This window comes from Emticicia oligotrophica DSM 17448, assembly GCF_000263195.1.
Lineage (GTDB): Bacteria > Bacteroidota > Bacteroidia > Cytophagales > Spirosomataceae > Emticicia > Emticicia oligotrophica.
In genome coordinates this window covers 492,516-517,372 of sequence record NC_018748.1, presented here as the reverse complement: position 1 = coordinate 517,372, position 24,857 = coordinate 492,516, and the positions used below count along the sequence as shown (strand labels likewise).

Sequence of the window (24,857 nt, the reverse complement as noted above, 5' to 3'; positions counted from 1 at the left end):
TCGAAAATTAATTATAAGATGCAATGAAAAATTTAATAAAATATGTTTTGGTTTTAGTAGGGATGGCCTCTGGTTCAGTTTATGCACAAAAATCGTCGATTGATTCACCCCATAACTACAAACGCCCCGTATTTCAGCAGCGTAAGGCTTTGGCCGAAAGTAATAGCGTAAGTGTAATGAGTCAGTCGTCTAATAAAATTAAAAACGATATCAGTTCAGTTCATAATTATAAGCGTCAGGGGCGAGCAAACTTTGCATCTGAAGCTTCGTTAGTTGTTTCAATGCCGCCTTCACAAAGCGTAGGTATGAATCCATTGATGGCTTCAGGTAATTACAAATCGCATTTTACTTCAACTGAATTTGGAAAGCAAATTGTTGCAAGAAAGATTACTAATGAGATACTTACGACAATGAATATAACAAAGGAAGATTCAACAAGTAATAACTAACCACCCAACCCATCCTGAGTGAATACTTCGGTTTCACTCAGGAGTATTTAACCCCTTTTTAACTATGACAATGCTTGAATACAGTAAGATGATTCTTGAAAAAGTAAGTTTTGAGCCTAGGATTTTTAGAAAGGAACTGAGAAAGGCTCTCAGACAATCTTCACAAGAAGAAATTAGGCATCTAATAGCTTGGTGCAAAGAAAAGTTTAAGAATAAGAGACTCTCGTATGAAGAAAATAATGTAAAATTTGTGAAAGGAGTAGAGTAAATGATTAGGGTTTTTGTATGTGATTATCACAAAAATAGGAATCGGTCGATTCCTATTTTTGTTTGCTATCTTGCTAAGGAGCGATACTCGATTAAATCCCAAAGATTTCCGTATAAATCTGAAAAAACAGCAACTTTCCCGTAAACTTCCTCGCTGGGTTCTCTGACAATCTTAATGTTTTTTTTAAGTAAGTTTTGATAGTCTCGGTCAAAATTATCGGTTTTTAAAAATAGAAATACTCTTCCCCCAGTTTGATTTCCAACCCTACTCATTTGTTCTTCATTGGCTGCTTTTGCTAAAAGTAATGCACATTCACTATGGGCATTTGGCTTCACCAAAACCCAGCGTTTGGAGTCTGTTAGTTGGGTATCTTCAACCAATACAAAGTTTAGTTTTTGAGTATAAAATTCTATTGCTTTGTCGTAATCTTCAACAACAATCGCTATGTGAGTAATCGCTTGCATCAACTGATTTAGGTTTAGACTTAAAGATATTATAAATCATCTTATATTTTTTAGGAGTTCCTCAAAAAAATTAGATTAGCTCAAACGTTAGATAGTATCAAATTATCGTTTTTCTAACAATAATCTCTAACACAGTTGGTATATCTTTTTGTGTTAAAATATTTGTAGAGTTACTGAACGGTGCTGTGCTCATTACTGAACGGTATAGGATGAAATGAACCATAAAAAAAAGTATAAAAACTTTAGATATTTTGTTTTTTTTATACATATTTGCCCTAATACAACTTTTGCATTCATAAAAAATGATTAAATTTTTCCTACAACTTTGCTGTTTGTTATTACTATTTTCTTGCAAAAATCCTACTGAACCAATTACGTCTCCACGCATTTTAGGCTTTTCTTTTGTGGGTGTAGATTCACTCAAAACTAGTATTGATTCAGATGCAAAAACAATTACGATTGAAGTACCTTATCAAACTGATATCAAGTCATTAATTCCTATGATTGATGTTGAAAAAGGAGTGTCTATTATTCCCGCTTCGGGCCTTGCACAAAATTTTAGTCAAGTTGTATATTATACTTTATCGAAAGGTGGGCAAAAATTTATTTATACAATAAAAGTTCAAGTTAAAAATCAACCCAGTCCAGAAATAAATTTAATCAAAGCCGATACCGTAGAGGCAGGAAAAGACTTTTCTATTACCGGAAAAAACTTTGGTAAATTTGCTTTAGATATTCAGGCTTTTTTGGTTGATTCCGAACTTAAAGAAAGCCTAATAAAACACCAATTGATTGATTCGACACAAATCAAGTTAAATACTTCAGTCGAACAAAAAACGGGCTTTTATCAAATAAAGATTAAAGTTAAAAACCAAGAAGTGCTTTCAGCCAAAAAGCTTTGGATTGGTTATCCATCCCCCCAATTAGATGAGGTTCTACAAAAAAATATGCTGCTTGGAGATACAATTTGGTTAAGTGGTAAATATTTAGATTGGAAGCAATTTATATTTACTTGCCAATTACAAAAAAATGACCTTATCTATCAGTTGCCTCTTTCCCAAAGCATTTCAAATAAATTGGGCTTTGTTTTACCTAAAAATCTATCGATTGGGACATATACTGTGAGAATAAAGAATGTATCTGAGAATAAACTTAGTGAAATTTTCAATATGCCAGTGGCAGTGTATGACCCTAACATGCCTTTTATAAGGAATATCATTGAGCCTAGAGCCACTTATCAGAAATCAGAAAAGCTTGTGTTTAAGACAATTAATTTCGCTCAAATAGGAGCAAGGTTTTATCAAGTTGATTTGGTTGGTGCTCAAAAAACTTACATTCAAAATGGTATTTATGATGCAAGCCATCAAGCCCTTTCAGTTGAGCTCCCCGACCAAATAGAAGCAGGAGTTTATTTAATCAACTTTTCTCTCTTTGAGCCTCAAAAAGGAATTAAGTATTCTTTTCAGACCGATTTGAAGATTAGCGTTAAGGATTGAAAGATTAATATATAAAATCAAACATTCATAGAATAATTTTAATTTAACCATACACAATGCAAAAACAATTAATTCTTTTCATTTATTTTCTTTTAATTGCAATGAGTTGTAAACGAACTTGTTTAGGATTAACTTTTATATTTAATTTTTCGTAAAAAACGAACTGAGAATGCCAATAAATTTAAAGCCACCCAGTTAATTGCTTTCGTTTCAAACCTGACAAGTAATGCTTTGAAACTATCCATCCAAGCATTAGCGTGCTCAATGAGTACTCGTCGTTTGTATAACTCTTCATCAAAATGCTGATATTCAGTAGATTGATTTTCTATTTTGTTATTTCGAGAATTAACATCAATATTGGCTTCAATTTCTTTATTTTTACAAATTTGACGAAATTCTTTGCTATCGAATCCAGCATCAGCATTTAGAAAAAGGCCTCTGAGATTAATTCCTGCTTTTATGAGCATTTGACACAGTTCTTCAAAGAGTTCCTGAATATTATAAAGGTCGTTGTGTTTTCCTTCTTGTGGGCTGGCACATGCCAACATTTGTCCCTGATTATCAGCTAAAAAGAGCAAATTAGTTGTTTTTGATGCTTTTCGACCTTGATACCCAACAGCTTCACCTCCACGTTTGGCAAGTGTATGACTACCATCAAGTTGGATACAAGATAAGTCTAAATATGAATAGTTTGATGCTAAAATATTTATCCAAACTTTTGTCCAAGAGCCGTCCTTGACCCATTCATTAAAGTGATAATAGACTCCTTGCCATGTTAAAACCTTATTATTAAAAAATTGCTTTACTGGCAGTTGACGCCATTGACAACCTGTTTTCAAACGATATAAAATTGCTGAAACAATAGCTGTCAACTGTTCTATTTCACACTCTTTTCCACGTAAACCAATACTTAAATTTGGTAATATATATTGTTCAATCGTATTTTTACTCAAGATTTCCACTGTAGGTCTTTTTGATGATTCGCACCACAAAATTCAACCTATTTTGGGAATCTTTTTATAATACTAAACAACCTCAACAAAAGGAAGTAGCTCCACCAACATTAACAGTCTCAAATTCGACGATTGATTTAGGATCAATAACTACTACTTCTTCCTCTTCATTTATGCTTGTTCAGAGTGGTGAAGGTAGTATTTCTTATACGATCAGTAGTAATAAAAATTGGCTAAAACTATCAAAAAATTCAGGAGTTATCACAGGAACAGATTTTATAAGTTTAAGTACAATTATCAATGCTGTTGATATACAGGATGGAGAAAATACCGCAGTTTTAAGTATTACTCCCACAATTAATGGAGTTGTATCTCCAGTGATAAATGTTACTGTAAAAGGAACCTTTAAAACAACAACAATAGAATTTGGTATTACAAATCTTGATTTGCAAACAATTAGAGCTGGCAAATCAGTTTTTTTGAAGATGACAAAAGTTGGTGTTGAAAATCTAAATTATGAGGTAACTGTTGACCAACCTTGGCTATCCGTTGATAAAAGTGTAGGTACCCTAAGTGGCACAGATTCTGTGAAGGTAAATATTGATACCAAAAGCCTTATCAATGGAAATTATTCAGGAAATATTACTATCATACCGAAAGTAAATGGAATACCTGGTAAGCAGACTACTATTCCTGTGAAATTTATTTATGATGATTCTATTTCTGGAAACATTGAAAGCCACATTTTGAGCAAAAATGAAACATGGAGTGGTGAAATTAATTTGAATGGTACTGTGTCTGTTCCTAAAGAGTTTGTATTAACAATTAAACCAGGAACAAAAATAAAAGTTAAGAGTACAATTCAAGGGGTTGAGCTAGTTATTAATGGAAAGCTAATCATGAATGGCGATGCGGCTAATATCATTGAAATGAAATCTGAGAATAAAAGTCCAGAATATGATGATTGGAATGGAATTGTTGCCAATGGAGATATTGAAATCTCATACTGTTATTTAAGAGATGCAGGAACTCCAATTTCTTTTTATTCTTCAGGACTTCTTATAAAGCCCTCAAAAGCTCCAATCATTCATCATATTTTGTTTGAAAATGCCGCTACTGGTATAGAGTTTCTTGCATCAAAATATGAAACTACGCTCTACAATCTTACATTTAGAAACTTGATATTTGATGCAATTATAACCTCTGATATAAAGAAACTCAATTTGAAAGATATAGAGTTTATATCTGAAGAAGGGGATGATATAACCCTCTATTCCAGTGGTTTAAACTTATCAATTACTAATTCAAATTTCGTCAATAAATCTCAAAGCTTTTATTACAATGCCTTTGTGTATGACAATGGTAAATATACTGATAACACAGTTATATTCACAAATTGTTTTGGTGTAAGTAGTAGCTCTCCTGCATTTGCAAAATTCAACAATGTTTTCACAAATAGTTCGCCTGCCCAAATAAGCAATCAAAATATTGGATGTGGTTTTTCAAATAAGTATAAATCAGCTCAATTGAGAATGAATATTCTTGCAAAGAAAAAAATATACCAACAATTTATCGAATACAAAAACAAACAATTCGCAAAACAAAACAAATAGCGGATTTATCAACTAGGTTTTTCACTTTTACAATCAAACCATCATTTTCTGAGTGGTTTGATTGTAAAGTGTTGACATGAGTAAAATACAGAATATTTTAGTCTGATATAGAATTTTGTTTCAATAGATACGGTTTGAATAGAATTTAAAATAAAATTGCGAATACGTTTATATATAAGCGTTAGTATAAGTTTTTAAATTGGAGTACAATTGTTAACTAATTTAATTGATACGATTTTATTAACATTAAGCAAACTTTAACTATTCAGCGTAATACTAATTTGAATTGAAAGGAAAAGTTAATAACTATTAAATTCAAGTAAGCGAGGTGAATAATTTAATGAAAAAACTTATCTCTTACGTAGTGCTCTGTGGTTGGGCTTTAGTATTTACACCTACAATTGCACAAGACCTTGAAAAACTCAAAGACTTTAGGCTAAAAAGTATTTTTGATGAAGGAGTTAAATTGACAGGTGCATTGTCGGTGAATCATACTTATTACCAAGCTATTGAAGGGTATGATAGGCGAACTCCCTTTGTTTATATGTACACTGGTAATTTTAACGCTACATTATTAAACCGAATAAATATTCCTATTTCTTTTAGTTTTACCAATCAAAAAAGTAATTTCAATTCTCCATTTGCGGGAGGTTTTCCGAAAACTCAGCCATTCAATCGTTTATCATTTAAGCCAAAATACAAGGGCTCAACAATACATTTAGGCACTTCAGCATTAAGTTTCTCGCAAAATACTTTGGCAGGTTTTCGATTTCATGGATTGGGGTATGAATATCGTTCTAACCATTCTCCAATCTACGGAAGTTTTATGTATGGAAGACTACTCAAAGCCATACCTATTGATTCAAGTTTTATTAGTCCACAGAACCGCCCCGCCTACAAACGAATGGGCTTCGGTGGAAAAGTAGGGTACAAACAAAAACAAGACTTCATTGAGCTTATTTATTTCCAAGCGTCTGATAAGGTTAATTCATTAGTCAATCGTTTAGATTCCTACAACATTTTTCCAGAATCAAACTTGGCTATTGCTATAAACTTCCAAAAGGTCTTCTTTCAAAAATTATTTATAAATGCAGAAATTGCTCGAAGTAAGATTTTTTCTGAAGATAAAACTTATTCTTTTTTCTCTAAATTGGGACAAACCATTGGTAAGCGGAGTAATGTAAATAAACAAGCTATAAATACTTCTATTAAGTATAAATATCAAAATTCAGATTTTGCTTTTGAATATAGCCGTGTTGACCCCAAGTATAGAACTTTTGGAGCATATTTTATTAATGCAGACTTAGAAACCTATAAGCTTAAAACAAATAATCAGTTTTTTGATGGGAAATGGGCATTGAGTACTGATTTGGGTTATCAACTCAGTAATTTAGATCATTCAAATCCACAGGCATTGAGAAGATATGTTTGGGGCTTTGATTCAAATTTTACACCCTACGAAAAGCTCAATTTGAGCCTTAATTATTCAACCTTTTCCAATTTTTCTAATTTCCAAAATAACTTTCAATACTTAACTGTCTTGGAGCCTTATCAGCAATTAGATACACTCAATTATCGGCAGATAAATAATAATATATCGGGTGTTTTAATGTATCAAATGTCCACCGAAACTGATAAAAAACAGGCTATTACCATTAATGCGATCCATCAATCAGGCAATGACCAACAAGGAAGTTTCAAAACCATTAATGTACTTAATAATGTAAATCTGAACTACGGCTTATCTATCGAACCCAAAAAAATATCCTACAGCTTAGGATTAAACTTCATTCAGAATCAGACCGATGTCTCTAAAGATTTGATGATTGGGCCAGTAATGACATACAATCGAAATTTAGCTAAAAATAAAGTTCAATTTTCAAGTATGTTGTCATACACACATTCGAATAATACAATTTTTGAAAATAAGAATCAAAGTTCAAAAAGTATCTATCTGGGGCGAATCGGACTGCAAACATCCATCAAAAAGGTACATAAATTTAATTTTTCAACCCTATTACTAAAAGTTTCTGACACCAATAATTCCTATAAAAATATCACTGAAATCACACTAAACTTAGGCTATTCTTACCAGTTTGAGCCAATTGTTATTAAGTCTAAAAAATAAAAATCATGAGGTTATTATTTCTAAAAATATACTGTTTTGCCCTGTTTAGTACAGTTAGTTTTGCCAATGAACCCGCAAAAAAATACTATACTGAGGAAGAATGCAAGATCTTGAATCTGAAGCCAATTATTCTGCCTTCTGGCGAGCAAATAATGCCACAACATGATGGTGAAAATTATTTTGTTAAAGAAAAACAGAGCCAACAGAACAGTGCTTCTATCACGCCTGAAGAAGTAAAAGAGCGTATTACAAAAGCCAAAAATGCAGGTAAGAAAGTATATGATTTACTGAGTCTGCAATATATAAGTAGTTTACCTATTGTTATTGAAAAAGAAATAGCTGGAACAACCTATGCTATTGCCTTAGATAATTTAGTATTTACACCAGCAGGAAATACACTTACGATTGTTGCGATGATTACCACGCCCGAAGGCAATAATATTTGTTTTGCTGGAGAACAAATCGGTTTCACGGGGCAAGGAGGTATTAAAGAAGGCACTTTAAGGTTAGTACTTGGGGGGAAGAATACCTTTGAGCTTTTTGATTTAGACAAAATTTCATTAGAACTCACAGGTGGCTCAATCAAATTTGGATGTAATGGTTATGAAAGTTTTTCATTACAAGGAAATGTCATTTTTGATAGGTCTTTGATTGTGCCAGATAATGTGGTGAGCGGAGAACCACAAGGCGGCAATGTGAGCTCTAAATTTATTTTAGAAAATATTCAAGATTGGAATAATATGCTGATAGATATTTCGATGCAGCCATTCCAAATACCATCCATGAAAGGTTATGGTTTCAATGTAAGCCACGCAGTGATTGATATCAGTGACCATGCGAATTCGCCTAATTGTATTTTTCCAACTGGTTATACGGCGGCAGAAACTGGGGCACTTTGGCGGGGCGTATTTATTGGAAATGTCACGGTACGTTTTCCTAAGCATTTCAAAAATCGAGCAACACAAAGTAGATTAAGCATTGGGGTAAATAATTTACTGATTGATAAGATAGGTGTTTCGGGAGAGGTTTTTGGCGAAAATATCATGTCAATTAAAGAAGGGGATTTAAGTGGTTGGGATTATTCGATAGACGGTGCAAGTATCATTCTCGTAAAAAGTAAAGTCAAAGCGGGGAGTTTGATGGGAAAAATGAGGGTTTCTATTTCCTCAGAAGAAAAACTATTGGGATACAAAGCCATCATAGACCCTACTCGTGATTACTATAACTTTAGTGTAAATGCAGCCGAAGAATTAGATTTTGAAGTTTTCAAAGCAGCAAAAGTTCATCTTGAACCAGCCTCAACGGTTAGTCTAATGCTTGAAAATGAGCAGTTTTCTGCCACTGCTTTGTTGCATGGGAAAATGAATATTATTTCTTTGAATGAGGGAGTTAGCCTAGAAGAATTTACTTTTCAGAATCTCTTTTTATCAACAAAATCACCTTATCTATCTATTGGATTTTTTGGAGGTGGGTCGGATAAGGAGCATCAATTGGGTGGTTTTCCGATAAGTATCATTGCTCCCAAAGTTTTGATTCAAAACAATGTTGCAGATATAAATTTTGGGGTTAGGGTAAACTTAGATGATGTAGGAATATCGGCCACTGGTGGTTTTGTAATACAAGGAGCTTTTGTAAATGAAAACAACCGACATTTTTGGAGAAATAAAAAGTTTGCCCTACAAAGATTAGAAGTAAATGCAGATTTATCGGTTGGACAATTTAAAGGTATCATAGATTTCTTCAATAACGACCCAGTTTATGGTAGAGGTTTTTATGGAGAAATGGGCATGACCCTTGATGTGGGGCTTAAAATTGAGGCAAGAGCAGTAGCCATATTTGGCAATAAAGAGAAAAGATATTGGTTTGTAGATGGTGAATTGTCATCTGGTGGAAATGGGAATGGACTTTCTATCAATGTTTTAGCGGGGTGTTTATACAAACACATGTCTCCTGTGCCAGGTAAAACTGGGGCAAAGTCACTATCTGGTGTAGTCTATGCTCCTAATTTTTCGATAGGTTGGGGTGGGCGTTTTGCCATTGGCATTACAACGGGAGGTTCAATGGCGGGTTTAGCAGGTTTAGAAATTGTAACCCATAATGGTGGCGGTATAAGCAAAATTGGTATTTTAGGTAGTGTGATTGTCGCTGGAGATGGCTGGAGAGTTACGCCCGAAGCAGGGCAGATTATGTATCAAAAACTATGTAGTGATAGCGATTTGATGCAGCCGGGTGGAATAGCTAACAATACAGATGGTGACACACCCCCCGAAGGGCAAACTCAAAAATTTGATGTAAATGCTCCCAAAGGTTTCGGAGCAAGTATTATGCTTAAAATAAACTTCGATGAACGAAGTTACTATGGAAAATTAGGTGTAAATGCTTCCACAACCTCTATTTCAGTTCAATTTGTTGGAGCATTTTATTTTTCACCAACCAAGTGGTTTGTGCATTTAGGCGAGCCACCAATAGCCGATAGAATTATTATTCTATTACCAAGCTTACCACAAATAGATGGCTATATCATGTTGGGGCATGGGGTGCCAGAATTACCATCTCCCGAGCCAAATATTTTTGTAAAATATCCTTCTGAAATCAATAAGCGGTCTTCCAATATTAGCAGTGGGCAAGTCGCTTCGGGGACAGGTATTGCATTTGGTGCAGCCTTAACCGTTTCATCGCAAGGTACTTTCCCTAATAATGCTAATAACCCAATTTTAGCTTATAACATTGGTGCCCGAATAGGCCTTGATATGATGTTGATGAAATATGGAAACGGTGCGTATTGTGAAGGCCGTGAAGGTCAACCCATTGGAATCAATAGTTGGAGAGCAGCTGGACAAGTTTACGCCATTGGTTGGCTCAAAGGCAAGGCTTTTGGGTTCGATGTACTTGATATTGGCTTAGGAGCTGTTTTGGGAGGTGCCGCACCGAATCCTACCTATGGGGCGGGTGAGGTGGCCGTAAGTTTTAAAGTTTTGTTTAAAAAATTCAATTTTAATGTGGGCTTCACGGTGGGGGATGATTGTGTGATATTAGGAAGCGATGTTAGGGTTTCAAACGAGGAGGTTTTTGAAAACCTCTACCCATCAGAGGGACAGGAATTGTTGGCAAAAGAAACCCAACCAAATATTGTTTTTAGCAATGATATCGAAACGCCAACGCATGTTGAGGGATTGAATGGGAATTTCAGACAGAAAATTATCAATTATTCACTTTCTGATGAAGGTGGAAATACGATTGGTGGTTCATGGATTAAAGAAAATGATAAAAAAATTGTATTTCGACCAACCTCAGCTCTACCAGCTGGAAAGAAAATCACGGTAAGAGTTCATGTGCAATTCCAAAAAGAAGAGGGAGGAAATTGGCAACCATTCAATGAAGGCACAGGTGCTGATACCCAAAAGGAATATTACTTTACAACAACCAAAAATGTTGAAGAATTTAAAAAAGATATAAGTGAAATAGTTAAAAATGCCGAAGAAACGGGGAAAGAAATAAAAGAAGAAGCAAAAGTCGTTGCAGAAGAAATAAATAAATATGCAGAAGACCGAGGCAAACAAATTGAAGAAACTGCCAAACAAGAAGCCGAAAAGATAAATGAAATGATTGATGATAGGGGTAAGGCTATTTTGGAAAAAGCAGAAAATGCAAACATAACTCAAGAGAAGAAAGAAGAAGTCAAACAAATAGTAAATACTGCTACTGGAACTGCTACCAAGGTGGTGGATGAGGCACTCTTAAGAGTTCATAATATTGTTGAAAACGCCAAAATTGAGGTAATAGGTGTGACAAATGAAGCAGTGTTAAAGGTGGAGGCAACAGTTGAAGAGGCAGAAAATAAAGTAATTGTTCTAAATACCAATGGAGAAAATGAAATTACAAGCCTAAATAATGAACTTATAGCCTTAAAACGTAACCTTGAAGCTCAACGAAGAAATGAATTAAAATGGCGGATTTTAAAAAAGAAAAGGAATGAAATTAAGGAAAAGTATCGAAAGCTGGCCAACGATGCAGATGGAGCCTACCACAAGAAAATGCAAGAGGTTGTGGATAGAATCAAAGCTCAATCCGATGCTGAAATGGCTGCTGCTAAACAAAGGGGTAAAGAAATTATGGAAGAGGCTAAGATAAAGGCAAAAGAGATAATGGATAAAGCTGAAAGTCAAGCAGAAGGTGTGATGGCTGAAGCTCGAAAAATTGCGGATGAAATAATGGCAGAAGCTGAAAAACAAAGTGATTCCATTATTAATGGGACATCTAATGCAAAGGCAGATCTTAGTGTATTTGCTCAAATTGCACAGAAAATAAGTGCTTTTTATGATGAAGCCGATGAAGCTACAGTCCAAACTAATGATACTGATAATGATTTAGATGAAACGAAGCCTCAGCCCCAACCTGTAATTGAAGAAGAAATTGCTAAACCACAAGTTAAGGAGGCAAGAGGAGTGGAACCAGAACAACTTCCACTACCACAAATAATAGAACCACAACCAACCACTTACAATGTAGAGCAACAACGATTAGAAGAAGAATGGTTGAAAAATGAAGAATTAAGAAAACAAAGAGAACGAGAAGAAGAAGAGCGAAGTCGCCAAGCTTATGAAGCTGAACAACGTAGGTTGGAAGAAGAACGACAAAGACAAGAAGCTTATGAAGCCGAACAGCGTAGAATTCAAGATGAACAACAACGCCAAGCATTTGAGGCCGAGCAACGACGACTTGAAGAAGAACGTCAAACTGCTTATTTCCAATATCTTGAAGAATTGGCTCGTCAGAAATCCTTAGAAGAAGAACGCCAACGTCAACGCCAAAGAGAATTTGAAGAAGAACAAAGACTTTATCGACTCAAACAATTAGAAGAAAGTCCGTATGATTTGCCATTTGTTGACATAAAGATAAATGACTGGTAAGCGTAATTCTTGATTCTCAAAATTTATAAATAAATACACAAGTGAAAAATATATATATCCAACTTCTTTTTTTAATTGCCTGTACAACTACAGTTTTTGCCCAAGAATTGGCCATAGTTGCCAAAACTGAAAAAGATAAAGTGATTCTGCGATGGATGCCGCAGAGTTTTGAAACTTGGCAAAAAGGTAATGCATCGGGCTATCGTTTATTTCGCCAAACTACCCATCGTAATGGTGAAAAAGTAAATGAAAATCAGGTTTTGCTCACAAAGTTTCCTTTGGTTCCACTAAAAGAAAACTACTGGAATCTATTGAGTAAAAAAGAAAAATTTGCTTCCGTAGCATATAAATTCTTGCAAGTACCCGCACCAGAAGACCAAGAATCGAGAAACCTTTCTTTGGCTATGGCTATGCTAATGAGCAATACTTCGGGAGCGATTGCGGGTGGAATGGCTCAACTTTTTGAAGACAGAACAGTACTGCCCAATGAACAATATACCTACACCGTATTGATTGATAAAACTGATATTTCAAGCACCGTTAGTGTCGAAACTTCGAAGCTTACACGTTTATTGCCACCAACTAATTTATTCGGAGAGTTTCAAGATAGTACACTGTTTATTCGTTGGAATGTAGCTGATTCAGTGTTGCATAGTGCATTTGTTGTGGAGCGTTCAGATGATGGTGGAATAAGTTATCGAGCTACGCAAGATGAACCCATTTTGGCTTTGGCAGAACCCGACTCACTGGGTAGATATATAGGAGCAAAATCTGAAAAGCTTCCTAAACTCTATCAAGAATATTTTTATCGTGTAAAAGCCATCACTCCATTTGGCATTCTTTCCGAACCTTCGAATGTGATACGTATTTATGGTTATCGAACTAAGCTACCACTCCCGAAAGTAAAAACCTTTTTACCAAATAAACAGGCAAAGGGTGTTCGAATCACTTGGAGTTTTCCTGACTCTTTGAATAATGACATTCGTGGGTTTGATGTATTAAGGGCGGAAAAATTAGGCGGGAAATATGAAAAATTAAACCCTAAACGCCTTTCCAGACAAACCCGAATGTTTGTGGATAGTTTGCCCCTTTCTGAAGGTTATTATCAAGTTTCGGTGCTAAACTGGGGTTATAAAAGTTTAGCCTCTTATCCCGAATTTGTTCAGTTAGAAGATTCTATTCCACCGCAAAAACCTGTTTGGAAAACCTATAAATCTGACGAAAAAGGTATAGTTAGCCTTCGTTGGAAAGCCAATCATGAAAAAGATTTTTTAGGGTATAGTATTTATCGCGGAGATAATCCTAAACGAGAGTTGAGTTTAATTACTAATCGAATCATCGCAGATAGTGTTTACAGAGATACTGTTTCCTTAAACTTACTCAACAAGAAAATTTATTATACAATCATTGCCTTCGATAAACGGCTAAATGCTTCTGTTCATGCTGATACAGTTATTGTGCTTCGTCCTGATATAATTCCGCCAGCGTCGCCAAATTTTACTGCGTTTTCGGTTTCTGATAGCAGCATTGCTGTGAGTTGGGCCAATTCCCCAAGCGAAGATCACGATAGCACATTTTTATACAGATTTCCAAAAAACGATACACTTAATTGCCGCACATTATTAGTTGCCTTTTCCGCTAAAAAGCAATTAAATGGTTTCATCGATACAACAGCCTCCGAACGGACGGCTTATATCTATCAACTAATTGCAAAAGATGATGGGGGATTGAAGTCAAAACCTGTTAACATCGAACTCGAAATGTTATATACTGGCGTTCGAAAACCGATTAATTCCATCAATTTTAGTCTCGATTCCACCTCTAATAGTCTTTTACTGACTTGGCCAATACCTAAACAAGCCATCAAGAAATATGCCTTGTATCGGCGTAAAGGTACTGGAGAAAAAATGGCACTTTACAAGATTTTTGAGGGCAAATTTGGCTCATTTCGAGAACCAAACATTGAGCCAAATATTTCTTACAGCTATCGGATCAAGGCAATTTTTGCTGACGATTCCGAAACCAAACTTTCAGAAGTTTTTGAGGCTCCTATTTTAAATAAATAAATCATCGAGCAAGATGCACACATTCTATAAACACATAACTTTTTGTTTATCACTCTTATCATTGTTGGTGGTAACACATTTAGCTTATCCCCAAAACTATCCTGTTGATTGTAGGGTGTTATTGAGCCCACCTTTTAGTGGTCAAATGAGCGAGATTGTTAGTAGTCCTTTAAAGTTTAAGGTACAATTGCTACTGAAAGACCTTACAAAGCCCAGTGTTGAAGTAAGCCTACGAATTAGGCTTAAAGGGCAAGGTGTTTGGCTGGAAAACCCCGAAGGTTTTATTAATTCCCAACCGATCACGCTTACACCGGGGATTCCGAAGACCCTCTCTGCACTTGAACTGGCCGAGAACTTTAGTCCACAAAACATGGAAGTTCAAGGTATTGATTATACACAATTACTCAATGGCTTAGCTCTACCATTTGGTTTTTATGAATGGGAAGTGGTAGCCATCGAGCACTACCGATTTAGGCAAGTGAGCAATGTAGGCACCGCGAGATTTTATATTCAAAATAATTATCCACCCTTACTGAATATGCCCACCGATGGAAACATTGTGACTGCTACTACGCCACAAAATATTTTGTTCAGTTGGACACCCCGACACATAACACCTGCTTTGGGGAGTGGTGGGCTTTTATATCACTTGTATTTATATGAAGTACCCTACGGAGAAGACCCTGCTGTGGTTATCAATTCGGCAACACCATATATGCAAGAATTATTATCCGATAAGCCTAACTTTCTTTACGGCACAACTGGATTACCATTAATAGAAGGAAAACGCTACGCTTGGCAAGTACGAGTAGAAAGTCTGAATGGTGAAATAGGATTTTTTAATAATGGGTATAGCGATATTAAGAGCTTTGTATATGGGCATTTGCCATGTTTACCACCTACGAATTTACAAGCCATAGTAGATGCTGATGATGGTTCAGTACAGCTTAGTTGGGATGCTCCGAGCGATGCTCTTAGTTACAAATTAGCCTATTATACTTTACCCAATGGACTAAAAACAGAAAAAAGTGTCTTATCGACCGAGCATTTATTAATTCAGCAATCCGTTGGTTATCAATATAAATGGGAGGTAAAAACAGTGTGCAAACAAGCCGAAAGCCAAGCTACGGTGAGTGATTTTGAAATTATAAAAACGCCAACAGAAGAAGAAACTTGGGAAAGTGACCCCGAGCTGACCTATGAACCCGAAAGCCCAATGGAGCCAGATCCAGAAGTGATAAAAACCTCAGAGAACCCTCAAGAAGATGTAAATGATTCTAAAACCACCGAAGAAGAGCTAACAAACTTACTAAACACACAAACAAAGATATACATACCAGCCGAAGGTAAAGAATTACCCGATAACTTGCCAAAACAGCTTTCTGTTTTACCCGCTAATGCTACGATTGAGCAAATGCAAGAGGTTCTAAAGACAAAAAAGCCTACTTGTGCGGGTATCACGGCCAGCTATAGTTGTGGTAACCATGACAATGTACCACAATATAACGGAACCCTTGTGCCAGTAAATGCTGGCGATGAAATTGCCATGAACTCAATGGTATTAAGCGTTGTAAGCATTGACGGAGCAGGGAACGGTGAAGGTCTAATTAAAGTACCAATGATGAATAACATAAAGCTGGGTGTAACGCTAAGTGGCATCCAAGTAGCCGAAGGAGGCTGCGTAGTAGCAGGGCGAGCCGAGTTAAGCGGTGTAAGTGCCTCATTATTAACCGATAAACAACGAGTGGCCTTAGAAAAAGCTTACGCTGCCTACAATCAAATTTTAGATGTTGCCTATGAAAATGCAGGAGCTATTGCCGAAACGTATAATTCTCTGACTGATTTGTATGAAAAAATTGCTGAAAAAACACAGGCCATTTTAGTTAAAGTTAATGAAGGGAAAAAAGTAAGTAAATCTGAGCTAAAAGCATTGGCAGCCATGAAACAAAAAGCCAAGGAAGGAATTGATAAGCAGATAGCCTATTTTACTAAAAAGTTTGGTAGTGAAGGCTCAGAAGAAATCATAAAGATGGTAAATCTGGCGAGTCAGAGCTGTATTTGTGAAGCTTATACCGAGACTTTTGAGCCAAAGAAGGGTCCTAATAGTAAAATAGAAGAATGGTTGATTTATGATGAGGATTGTAAAAAATGCTTAGAAGAGGATAAGAAAAGACAACAAGAAATGGCCAAATTAGCCAAAGAGTTTGAGGAAAAATTAAAGGCCATCAAAGATAAAAAAATGGAGTGTGGGTGTGGTTGGAATAGTTTTAATACAATCTGGCAAAGTTTAGCTGCAAATGGTGATTGTGAAGAGATTGCAGCAAAAATGAACAAATTGCGTGAGGATTTTAAGGATAATTTATATTCGACTATTGAATTATTTAAAAAATTGGAAGGCCAAGTGATGATTGGAGAAAACTGTATTGATAAATTCAGTATTGCAATTTCAAACAATGCAGGCATGGATGTAACTTCAATACCAAGAGATGAATATAACGAACCGAACCGAGAAATAAATAATAACCGTTTAGAGTTATATAATGATCGCACTAAAAACCCACAGCGATACCTAACCATTAAAACTGACAACAACGATCAAGCTAAGTTGGTAGAAGGCTGGTTGTTCTCTGGTGTGACTGAGGAGGAGGTAGTCGAAACAAATGCTATATTCCCAATTACAGGCAAGCAATTAAATCAGATCTTTAAAACTACTCCAATAAAGCAATGTGAAACAGTAGCAAGAATTATTAATAAGTATTCGAATAAGTATGGATTGACTAATGCAGAAAGGATGAGCCATTTTATCGGACAAATTGGGGCAGAGACAAATTTAAACCAATTAAAAGAGTTAACATACAGTGAAAATAATATCGAAAATAGTGGATTTGCAACTACTACAAGAAAATATAAGGGCAAGAAAGTTTTAAAATACTGTGATTTATTTGAGGGTTATGAGGCTATAAGTACCAATTCTTGTCCATTTCCGTATTGTGAACCTCCCCTTTACGAAGGTACAACAGGCTTAAAAGTTAAAGATAAATATGTGAAAAGCACAGCATTATTCGATTATGTATATGCTTGTAGAATGGACAATGGCACAATTGATTCTAAAGACGGTTCACGGTTTAGAGGGAGAGGATTTATGCAATTAACAGGTCATTATAATTATCAGAAAATGTTACAAGATAAATGGGATAGAGTTCATGGCAAAGGGAATAAAGATTTTATGTGTCGAAGTGCAGAATGTGATAAAAACTTAGATATGATAGCTGATGACCTTGATATGGCTATGCAAACTGCATTAACCTTTTGGGCTGATGCAAAAGCAAATGATTTGGCAGATGAGGTTGATGATGGTAGTATTGCAAAAATAACGGAAGAAATAAATGGTAAGGATAATGGCATTAAATATAGAAAGTTGTACACTAAAAAGGCATATAAAACTCTAAAAAAATGAAAGAAATATTAAGAATTTTTGTTCTATTGGTATTTTTATCAACTCAAAGCTATTCACAAGCAATTCCCAATTGTGATAAAATACAAGGAATTTGGAAGTTTATACCACCTGAGGATGGTTATGATAGTATTTACACAATTTTTTCAAATCGAAAATCAGTTAAAATTTACTATGTCAAAGAAACAAATAACACTTTTATTACTGGTTCACCCTATTCGTACTATGGTTTTTGGGATGATTCAAATGAGGAATACCCCAAAAAAGTTACAGAATTGAAATCGTCTGGTAATAGAGTATTATTTTTTGATGATTTATGCAAAAGTCATGATAGTTTGGGGAATTTGATAAAATATACAAGAAGTTGCTATTTAACATATAGTATTGAGGGAGATGATGAAGCAGAAATGCCTTCAGATTATACACCTAATAGACTCTTTTTGAATTTCACAGGAAGAGATCCAGATGTTTATGAACGTATAAGAGAAATCCCATTATTTGTGATTGAATCCTTGCGTAATAATAAAAAAGATTGGGAGAAGTATAGATTATTTGTAGACTTTAAAAAAATTAATAAAAAAGTATATCTTAATATTAAACTAAATCAACCTACCAAAATGTATCTACTGAAAGGTGATGAAGTAGAAATTTTAGAAGAACAAGATGACTGGCTTAGAATAAGATACTACGGTAAAAAGACAATCGAAGGCTGGATTAAACGTAGTGATGTAGAATAAAGTGGACTATTATTTTGAAATAATTATAAAATTATGTTTTATTTTTTCAAATAAAAATCCTTCCTAAGCAAGGAAAAAAAAATTATAAGTTCGATGAAAAAACTAATCATTATAATATCAACAATAACTTTTTCTTGTTATGGACAAATGAAAAGTAATGTGTTTTATACACCTATTGAATTGTCATATTTTAAAAAAACATCATTATATATACTGAATGAGAAAAGCATTATGAATTATGTCTTGACGAATCCCGTTGTGGCGAGGCAAGTGTTTGACAAGAATTTAGAGGAATTTCAAGAAATAAATTCTAAAATAAAATTCAAAAAAGAAGAATGCAGAGAGTTGATTATCAATTATATTAATACAAAAACAAACCCAACATACTTTGGAGTGTTTTATAATATTAATTCAAATCAAAAGCTTGTATCAATACAAATTTCAGAGAATAGTTATTTTTCGAAATTAAATAATGACTCTGTTTACTACAAATGCATTTGTTTGAATAGTAGCTTATTAGAATTACCAGAAGATTTCGAAGAAATTCAAGCAGAGTATAATTTACCAGGTGGTTATTTGTTAGAAAATAAGGAAATTAATAGTCAATCTATCATTAAAAAGATTGATAGCATAAAAATCGAAAACTTCTCTAAGTTTAATATATTTCAGTTTTCTGGGAAAACAAAGAGAATAAAAAGTTCAAAATCTATAATTAACTCTTCTCCAAATATTCCAAACAAAATGTATCTACTGAAAGGTGATGAAGTAGAAATTTTAGAAGAACAAGACGACTGGCTTAGAATAAGATACTACGGTAAAAAGACAATTGAAGGTTGGATTAAACGAAGTGATATTGAATAAAATAGATTATGTTCCATTAGAACCTCCATATACTTTGGGTACAGGAGATTCTGGTGGTGTTCTGAGATAATGCCTCTACATTTCAATCTCTCTCGCATACACAAGCGATATACACGGACTTTTAATCTCTGCAAGTGTTGCTTCAATGGGCATTTTATGAGGCTTTTATGGTTTAGCCACAAGTTTCTCCCACTTCAAAGATTTTGAATTTTTAAACAGAAAGAATACCTCTTTCATGAAAAAGTAAATATTAGAATTTAATTTTTTTTTATATAAACACAATCAAACAAATGAAATCTACATTTAAAACTTATGCTCTTATTATTTTTATTGGTCTATTTACTGCTTCTTGTTCCAAAAATGAAGATGTTAAACCTGTGGATATTGTAGGTACTTGGACAATTACAAGCACAGATGGTACGGGTAAAAAAATGGGGGAAACAACAACTAAACCTTTAACAAAAGATGAGTTATCAAATTTTAATTTTTTTGAAGCAAAAAGTTATACCTTTAATGATGGAGGTAAGTTTTCATTATTAGATAATTACGGCGACACGTATAACGGAACTTATACGCTATCAAATAATAAATTAGAACTCACATTCGATGATTATGCAGATTCTAAGGTTGACATTAGTTATGATTTAGCCTTAACAGGAACGTCTTTAAAACTTACCACCAATCTTACTTCAATGATTACTTTTCTTGATTCTGTTAAAAAATCATTAACCAGTAAATCAGACATAGATGCCTTAGAGTTAGTAAAAACATTCATTAGAGGGACTTATTCAGAACTTACAATCAATGAAACTTATACTAAAAAATAGTTATTTGCCATAAAGTGACAGACTTCCTTTAGGAACAAATCCCCTAAGAATTTGATAAAAATGCGTAAAAGCATTTTAAATTAGATTAAAATTCAAGGCTGTAATCACCAAGAAAATTGTTTCTGCTAACCCCAGACTTAGGGGTTGGCAGAAACAAATTAACTCACTTAGTCTTTATTTTTATCCATTTTGTAAAATCCTCCATTACGAGCGGCGAAAATGTTTGCTCAATAGTGGAATATTCGGCTGGACTACCCGTTTTACATTCTTGAAATAAATGATTTAAATTGGGGTAAGCTTTTGTTGTTACATCTTTGTTCCCAGCTTTTTTGACAATATTTTCAATTGCTGAAAGGTTTTCTTTAGCAGGCACTTGCAAGTCTTTTTCGCCATTAACTGCCAAAATTGGACATTTTACTAACTTTAAGTTTTCGACAGGGTCATATTTTAAGAAATACTGCATCCATGGCCACGGACTCATGGCACTTTTTACTTGTTGTGCAATAAAATCCTCTTCTTTTACTCCTTTAGGATTAATTTCAGGATTTTCGTTAACCATCTTGCCTATGTAGGTTGCTAGATCCTTTTTCAATTGTTCATCATCATTCGATTGTACAATTATTTTAAAAGCCCCTTCGTTGATTTTCTTCGATAAAGCAATTTCTGGTTCACTCACACCATTGGCTCTTGAAATTAGTTCTTGTTGCATCAATAAGAGTTTATCTCCACTAATGCCTGTTCCCGCCAAAAGCACAATAAATGATACTTGATTATTATTGGCTGCAACCATCGGTGCAATCAAACCTCCCTCGCTATGGCCCATGAGTCCAATTTGGTTGATTTCCTTACGAGTTTTCAAATAAGCCACTGCACTGGCTACATCGCTAGCGTGGTCTGCTGAAGTGGCAGTTTTGAAAACTCCTTTCGATTGCCCAACTCCACGATCATCGAAGCGTAAAACTGCAATGCCATGGCGAGTTAAATAATCAGAAATTACTAAAAACGGCTTATGACCAAGTAACTCTTCATCACGATTTTGTGGGCCACTTCCTGAAATTAGAATAACGGCGGGAAAAACACCCTCTTTTTGGGGTAGTGTAAGTGTACCAGCCAATGTAATTTGAGCTTTTGGGTTTTCAAAAGTAATTTCTTCTGAGTAATATGGGAATGGTTTTTGGGGTTCTTGTGGCCGTTTTACCGCCGCCACTGAAATGCCGCCTTTACTCAATTCCAAAGGAAATTCTTTCCCACTTTGTTTAAAAGTACCGAAAAATTTATCGTTTTTGAAATCGCCAACGTATTCAATTTGAGCCACTGGTATTTCAAATTTTAGTTTTGCATTTTCGAAAGTAGTTTTCGTAACCGCAATTCCCTTTGCCCCTTGATCAGGGCTATCTAAAGTAGAATTATAAGCATTTCCCGTTTTTGAAATATTCACAACTAGCCTTAGCTGAACTGTACCTACTTTCAACGTACCATTCCAAGAGCCAGTGATATCTTGTGCTAAACCTTTTTTCCCGATGAAAGAGATTGCAAACAATATTAATAGTAGCTTTTTCATGATTTTTTATTTTTAACAAGTTTTAATAAGAATATAATAAGGAAGTAGAAGGCAACTCCTAGTAGGATAACAACCGGAATAAAGGTATTGCCAAGCACTTCATAAAATCCAGCATTTGGATTAGCAATTCCGAAAAAGAATTTTCTTTTTCCTATAAATAATCCAGTTTCAATTGGATGTAAAAGTTCCAATACAATTAGAATTGGAAACGAAGCTAGCATAATTGTTAAAATGAATAAGACGATATATACTAATCCATTACGAAGGTTTAGGAAAAGTGCTTGAATCAGGTGTTTTAGATTGAAAGTCCTAACAGCTTGGTCGATTTTTTTTGCAGCAACTACTTCTTTTAGAGTAATTTCGGGCGAACCTAATCGCTCTATAATGTTGAGTAAGGCTGTGGTTTCATCTTCGTTTTGGTGGTTTTGGATATACTCATAGATATAACTATTCAGCTCCATTAAGCAATCTTCTTGGTCTTCGTTAGAAAGAATTTTAGTAACTCGTTTACTTCTGTTGATGTAATCGGTGTAAATTCTCTGTGCATTTGTATTTTTAAATTCGATTAATTTCATTGTTTTTGTATTTTTTCAATAATTTCTACAAGACTTTTTTGCATTTCTGCTACATTGTTTTTACCCTCTTCAGTAATGAAATAATACTTTCTAGGAATTCCCGATTGTTGTTCTATCCACTTGTGTATCAATAAATTATCTTTCATTAGTCGAATCAATAATGGGTAAATTGTGCTTTCGGTTACTTCAATGCCCAAAGTGTCTTTGAGCGTTTGAATAAGCTCATAGCCATAGCATTCCTTCTGATTAAGTGCTTGCAAAACATAAAAGGGTAGGAGTCCTTTTTTGAGTTGCGTATCCCAGTTTTTTAAGAATTCGTTTTTCATGATGCAAAGGTATTATAAAATTTTATATACTTTGTAATACGAGGTATTTAAAAATTAAAAATACTGTCATTTTTTTGATGACAGTATTAAAATTAATGATGAATGGTTATGTTTATGACGTGAAAATCAGCTCAAATGCTTGGGTAACGGAATTCCAACACTATTTTCATCAGCAATTGGTGTGAGTCTATTGGGTGGAATCGGAATAAGTCCTGACCATATTGGCAGGCTTTTGTCTTCTTCGTCATCATTGGGCATCCCTGTGCGTTGTCGTGCTGATGCTTCCGAAATATCAAAAACCAGAAGCATAGTTTTGTTTACTTCGGAAGGTTTCATTGGCCGTAAATATTCCCAACTATTCGGAACAATTTTTTCGGTTAATTCCTTGAAGAATTGATATTTTATTTCGTAATCATCAATTCTTTCTGCATTTGAGAAAATAATCACTGACCTATAATTGACCGAATGATGAAACGCCGATTTGGCCACAACCAAGGCATCGGTAAGCATCACCGAAATACAAACAGGTATGCCCGATTCAATTCCTCTCAAAAAATGACTTCCTACTGACCCATGAATGTAGAGTTTATCACCTTTACGAACAAAGGCGGTAGGAATTGAAAATGGTTGATTATCAATCGAATAACTAATGGTGCAAAACAAGGCTTCATCTAAAATTGAATAAATCAATGTTTCATCATACTGCGTACGTTTGGGCATGCGGCTCGTGACCGTGCGAGGAGTTTGCTTTATCATAATTTTGTGTAGGTGTTTTTATAATTCAAGTCTAAAATGATGATAGACAATCTTCATTTTTTTGTTTAAATATAAACGGTGAGCATCGTAACGGTGATGCCCAGAATCGAGATGAACAGCTGAAAGGTTTTCGGCTTTTGCCTTTTCTACTACATAATCAAACAACGCTCCTGCGTGGCCTTTTCCACGAGCTTCTGGTAAGGTAGACAGGTCGTCGATGTAGATATATCGGCCATCAAATAAGCTAGTTAAATACCTAAAACCACAAGCAGAAATAGCCTTGCCATTTTCTTTGATAAAAATTAAGGTGTAGTTTTCTTTTTGCATTTGGGGTAATAATTCCAAAAGCAATTCGGGTGTAAGGTGTGGACGCAGGGCTTGCATCACCTCAAAACATTTCAAAAAATCTTCTTTGGTTTGAGCGGTTTGGATTTCCATATCTTTAAACTTTATTTCTTCCTAAATTCACAAATAATACACCCGAAAGTATCAGGCTAAGGGCTAAAATTTGCACCAACGTAATGTGTTCGTTTCCTAAACTCCAACCCAAAAGCGTAGCTACCATTGGATTGACGTAGGAGTATGTGCTAACAATGGCTGGAGGTTTAATTTTGATTAGCCAAACAAAAGCCAAAAATGTAAGGGTATTACTAAAAATAGCTAAGTAAGTAACTGATAACCAGCCATCAAGTCGAGTTTGTGATAGATTGAAATGATTCATTTCCCCATTGAAGAGGCTAATAAACAAACAACAAATTCCTGCTGCGAATAATTGTACCGTAGTATTGGCGTAAACCGAAGTCGAACTCGGATTATTTCTAAGATAAAGCGAGCCTAAAACCCAAAGAAAACTTCCGGCAATGATGACCAAAATACTAATCAACTGCATAGAAATTGGGCCGCTAATGTGAGTATTGGTTTTTAGTATCATCAAGAGGCTCACACCCACTAAGCCCAACAGTAAGCCAATAAGGATGTGGAAATTGGAGAAGTAATATCGCCATTGTTTACTGTCTAATACCACAAACCAAAAAGGTGTGGTGATAATGGTAGAAGCTAAGCTTGATGATAAATGTTGTTGAGCCCAAACAACCGACATGATGCCGCCAATGAAAGTAACACAACCCAAAATGGCTTGCCTGATTAACTCTTTCGACTTCGGTAAGGTATCTTTTATGGCTAATGTATAAATCAATAATGCCCCACCACCAATAAAAAATCGTAGGGTAGAGAGCATAAATGGTGGAAACGAATGGAGTGAAATCTTGACAAACAGATACGTTGAGCCCCAAACCAAATAAATGGCAGTAAATGCACAGATTATTTTGAATTTGAATGAAAACATATTGTAGTTCTTTGATTATCTGATACAAAAATAGTGTAAATTTGGACTATTGTTTTAGTCCAAAAATG

The 24,857-nt window shown here is 34.8% G+C and carries 19 protein-coding genes; 11 read left to right on the top strand and 8 right to left on the bottom strand.

All coding sequences use genetic code 11. The annotated features are described in order from the left end of the window. Nucleotides 1–23: 23 nt before the first annotated feature. Together EMTOL_RS02230 and EMTOL_RS02225 are read left to right on the top strand one after the other, a co-directional pair. On the top strand, nt 24–449 hold the full coding sequence (locus EMTOL_RS02230; protein WP_015027635.1) for a hypothetical protein: 426 nt from the start codon (nt 24–26) through the stop codon (nt 447–449). 64 nt (nt 450–513) lie between these two features. After that, nucleotides 514–717, top strand: coding sequence for a hypothetical protein (locus tag EMTOL_RS02225; RefSeq protein ID WP_015027634.1), 204 nt, complete (start codon nt 514–516; stop codon nt 715–717). Between the two features lie 65 nt (nt 718–782). On the opposite strand, the gene EMTOL_RS02220 is transcribed toward EMTOL_RS02225, so the two are convergent. Continuing rightward, complete coding sequence (locus EMTOL_RS02220; protein ID WP_015027633.1) at nt 783–1,181, bottom strand: VOC family protein; 399 nt, start codon at nt 1,179–1,181, stop codon at nt 783–785. A gap of 302 nt (nt 1,182–1,483) precedes the next feature. Between EMTOL_RS02220 and EMTOL_RS02215 the strand changes: the two genes are divergently transcribed. Further along, nucleotides 1,484–2,677: an SGBP N-terminal domain-containing protein gene (locus EMTOL_RS02215; protein ID WP_015027632.1), complete on the top strand. Its 1,194-nt coding sequence runs from the start codon at nt 1,484–1,486 to the stop codon at nt 2,675–2,677. 128 nt (nt 2,678–2,805) lie between these two features. Here EMTOL_RS02215 and EMTOL_RS02210 read toward each other — a convergent pair whose 3' ends face one another. Beyond that, nucleotides 2,806–3,639 carry an IS5 family transposase gene (locus EMTOL_RS02210; RefSeq protein ID WP_015027236.1) on the bottom strand — a complete coding sequence of 278 codons (834 nt, stop codon included), beginning with the start codon at nt 3,637–3,639 and terminating at the stop codon, nt 2,806–2,808. Nucleotides 3,640–3,653: 14 nt separating this feature from the next. Here EMTOL_RS02210 and EMTOL_RS02205 point away from each other — a divergent pair, with 14 nt between their 5' ends. From EMTOL_RS02205 to EMTOL_RS02170, 8 genes are all read left to right on the top strand, one after another. After that, a complete protein-coding gene (locus EMTOL_RS02205; RefSeq protein ID WP_015027631.1) occupies nt 3,654–5,243 on the top strand; it encodes a BACON domain-containing protein in 1,590 nt (529 codons plus the stop codon). A 340-nt stretch (nt 5,244–5,583) separates the two neighbouring features. After that, entirely contained in the window at nt 5,584–7,371 is a 1,788-nt protein-coding gene (locus EMTOL_RS02200) for a hypothetical protein (protein WP_015027630.1), read from the top strand. Between the two features lie 5 nt (nt 7,372–7,376). Then, entirely contained in the window at nt 7,377–12,281 is a 4,905-nt protein-coding gene (locus EMTOL_RS02195; RefSeq protein WP_015027629.1) for a hypothetical protein, read from the top strand. Between the two features lie 41 nt (nt 12,282–12,322). After that, nucleotides 12,323–14,347 (top strand): fibronectin type III domain-containing protein, encoded by a 2,025-nt coding sequence (locus tag EMTOL_RS02190; RefSeq protein WP_015027628.1) that lies wholly within the window; start codon nt 12,323–12,325, stop codon nt 14,345–14,347. 145 nt (nt 14,348–14,492) lie between these two features. Beyond that, the gene (locus tag EMTOL_RS02185; RefSeq protein WP_305953156.1) at nt 14,493–17,804 is read left to right on the top strand and encodes a hypothetical protein; all 3,312 of its coding nucleotides are present in this window, start codon (nt 14,493–14,495) and stop codon (nt 17,802–17,804) included. Next, on the top strand, nt 17,801–18,538 hold the full coding sequence (locus EMTOL_RS02180) for an SH3 domain-containing protein (RefSeq protein WP_015027626.1): 738 nt from the start codon (nt 17,801–17,803) through the stop codon (nt 18,536–18,538). The genes EMTOL_RS02185 and EMTOL_RS02180 overlap by 4 nt, the downstream gene beginning before the upstream one ends. A 93-nt stretch (nt 18,539–18,631) precedes the next feature. Then, entirely contained in the window at nt 18,632–19,399 is a 768-nt protein-coding gene (locus EMTOL_RS02175) for an SH3 domain-containing protein (RefSeq protein WP_015027625.1), read from the top strand. A 290-nt stretch (nt 19,400–19,689) separates the two neighbouring features. Continuing rightward, the gene (locus tag EMTOL_RS02170) at nt 19,690–20,226 is read left to right on the top strand and encodes a lipocalin family protein (RefSeq protein ID WP_015027624.1); all 537 of its coding nucleotides are present in this window, start codon (nt 19,690–19,692) and stop codon (nt 20,224–20,226) included. A gap of 163 nt (nt 20,227–20,389) precedes the next feature. On the opposite strand, the gene EMTOL_RS02165 is transcribed toward EMTOL_RS02170, so the two are convergent. The 6 genes from EMTOL_RS02165 to EMTOL_RS02140 all read right to left on the bottom strand — a co-directional run bounded on the left by EMTOL_RS02165 (nt 20,390) and on the right by EMTOL_RS02140 (nt 24,789). Then, nucleotides 20,390–21,787, bottom strand: coding sequence for an alpha/beta hydrolase family protein (locus EMTOL_RS02165; protein WP_015027623.1), 1,398 nt, complete (start codon nt 21,785–21,787; stop codon nt 20,390–20,392). Further along, nucleotides 21,784–22,362 carry a DUF1700 domain-containing protein gene (locus EMTOL_RS02160; RefSeq protein ID WP_015027622.1) on the bottom strand — a complete coding sequence of 193 codons (579 nt, stop codon included), beginning with the start codon at nt 22,360–22,362 and terminating at the stop codon, nt 21,784–21,786. Before EMTOL_RS02160 ends, EMTOL_RS02165 begins: the two co-directional genes overlap by 4 nt. Further along, on the bottom strand, nt 22,359–22,688 hold the full coding sequence (locus EMTOL_RS02155) for a PadR family transcriptional regulator (protein ID WP_015027621.1): 330 nt from the start codon (nt 22,686–22,688) through the stop codon (nt 22,359–22,361). The genes EMTOL_RS02160 and EMTOL_RS02155 overlap by 4 nt, the downstream gene beginning before the upstream one ends. 126 nt (nt 22,689–22,814) lie before the next feature. Then, complete coding sequence (locus EMTOL_RS02150) at nt 22,815–23,444, bottom strand: pyridoxamine 5'-phosphate oxidase family protein (protein WP_015027620.1); 630 nt, start codon at nt 23,442–23,444, stop codon at nt 22,815–22,817. A gap of 18 nt (nt 23,445–23,462) precedes the next feature. Then, on the bottom strand, nt 23,463–23,882 hold the full coding sequence (locus EMTOL_RS02145; protein ID WP_015027619.1) for a GNAT family N-acetyltransferase: 420 nt from the start codon (nt 23,880–23,882) through the stop codon (nt 23,463–23,465). Between the two features lie 4 nt (nt 23,883–23,886). Then, nucleotides 23,887–24,789: an EamA family transporter gene (locus EMTOL_RS02140; RefSeq protein ID WP_015027618.1), complete on the bottom strand. Its 903-nt coding sequence runs from the start codon at nt 24,787–24,789 to the stop codon at nt 23,887–23,889. Between the last annotated feature and the right edge of the window lie 68 nt (nt 24,790–24,857).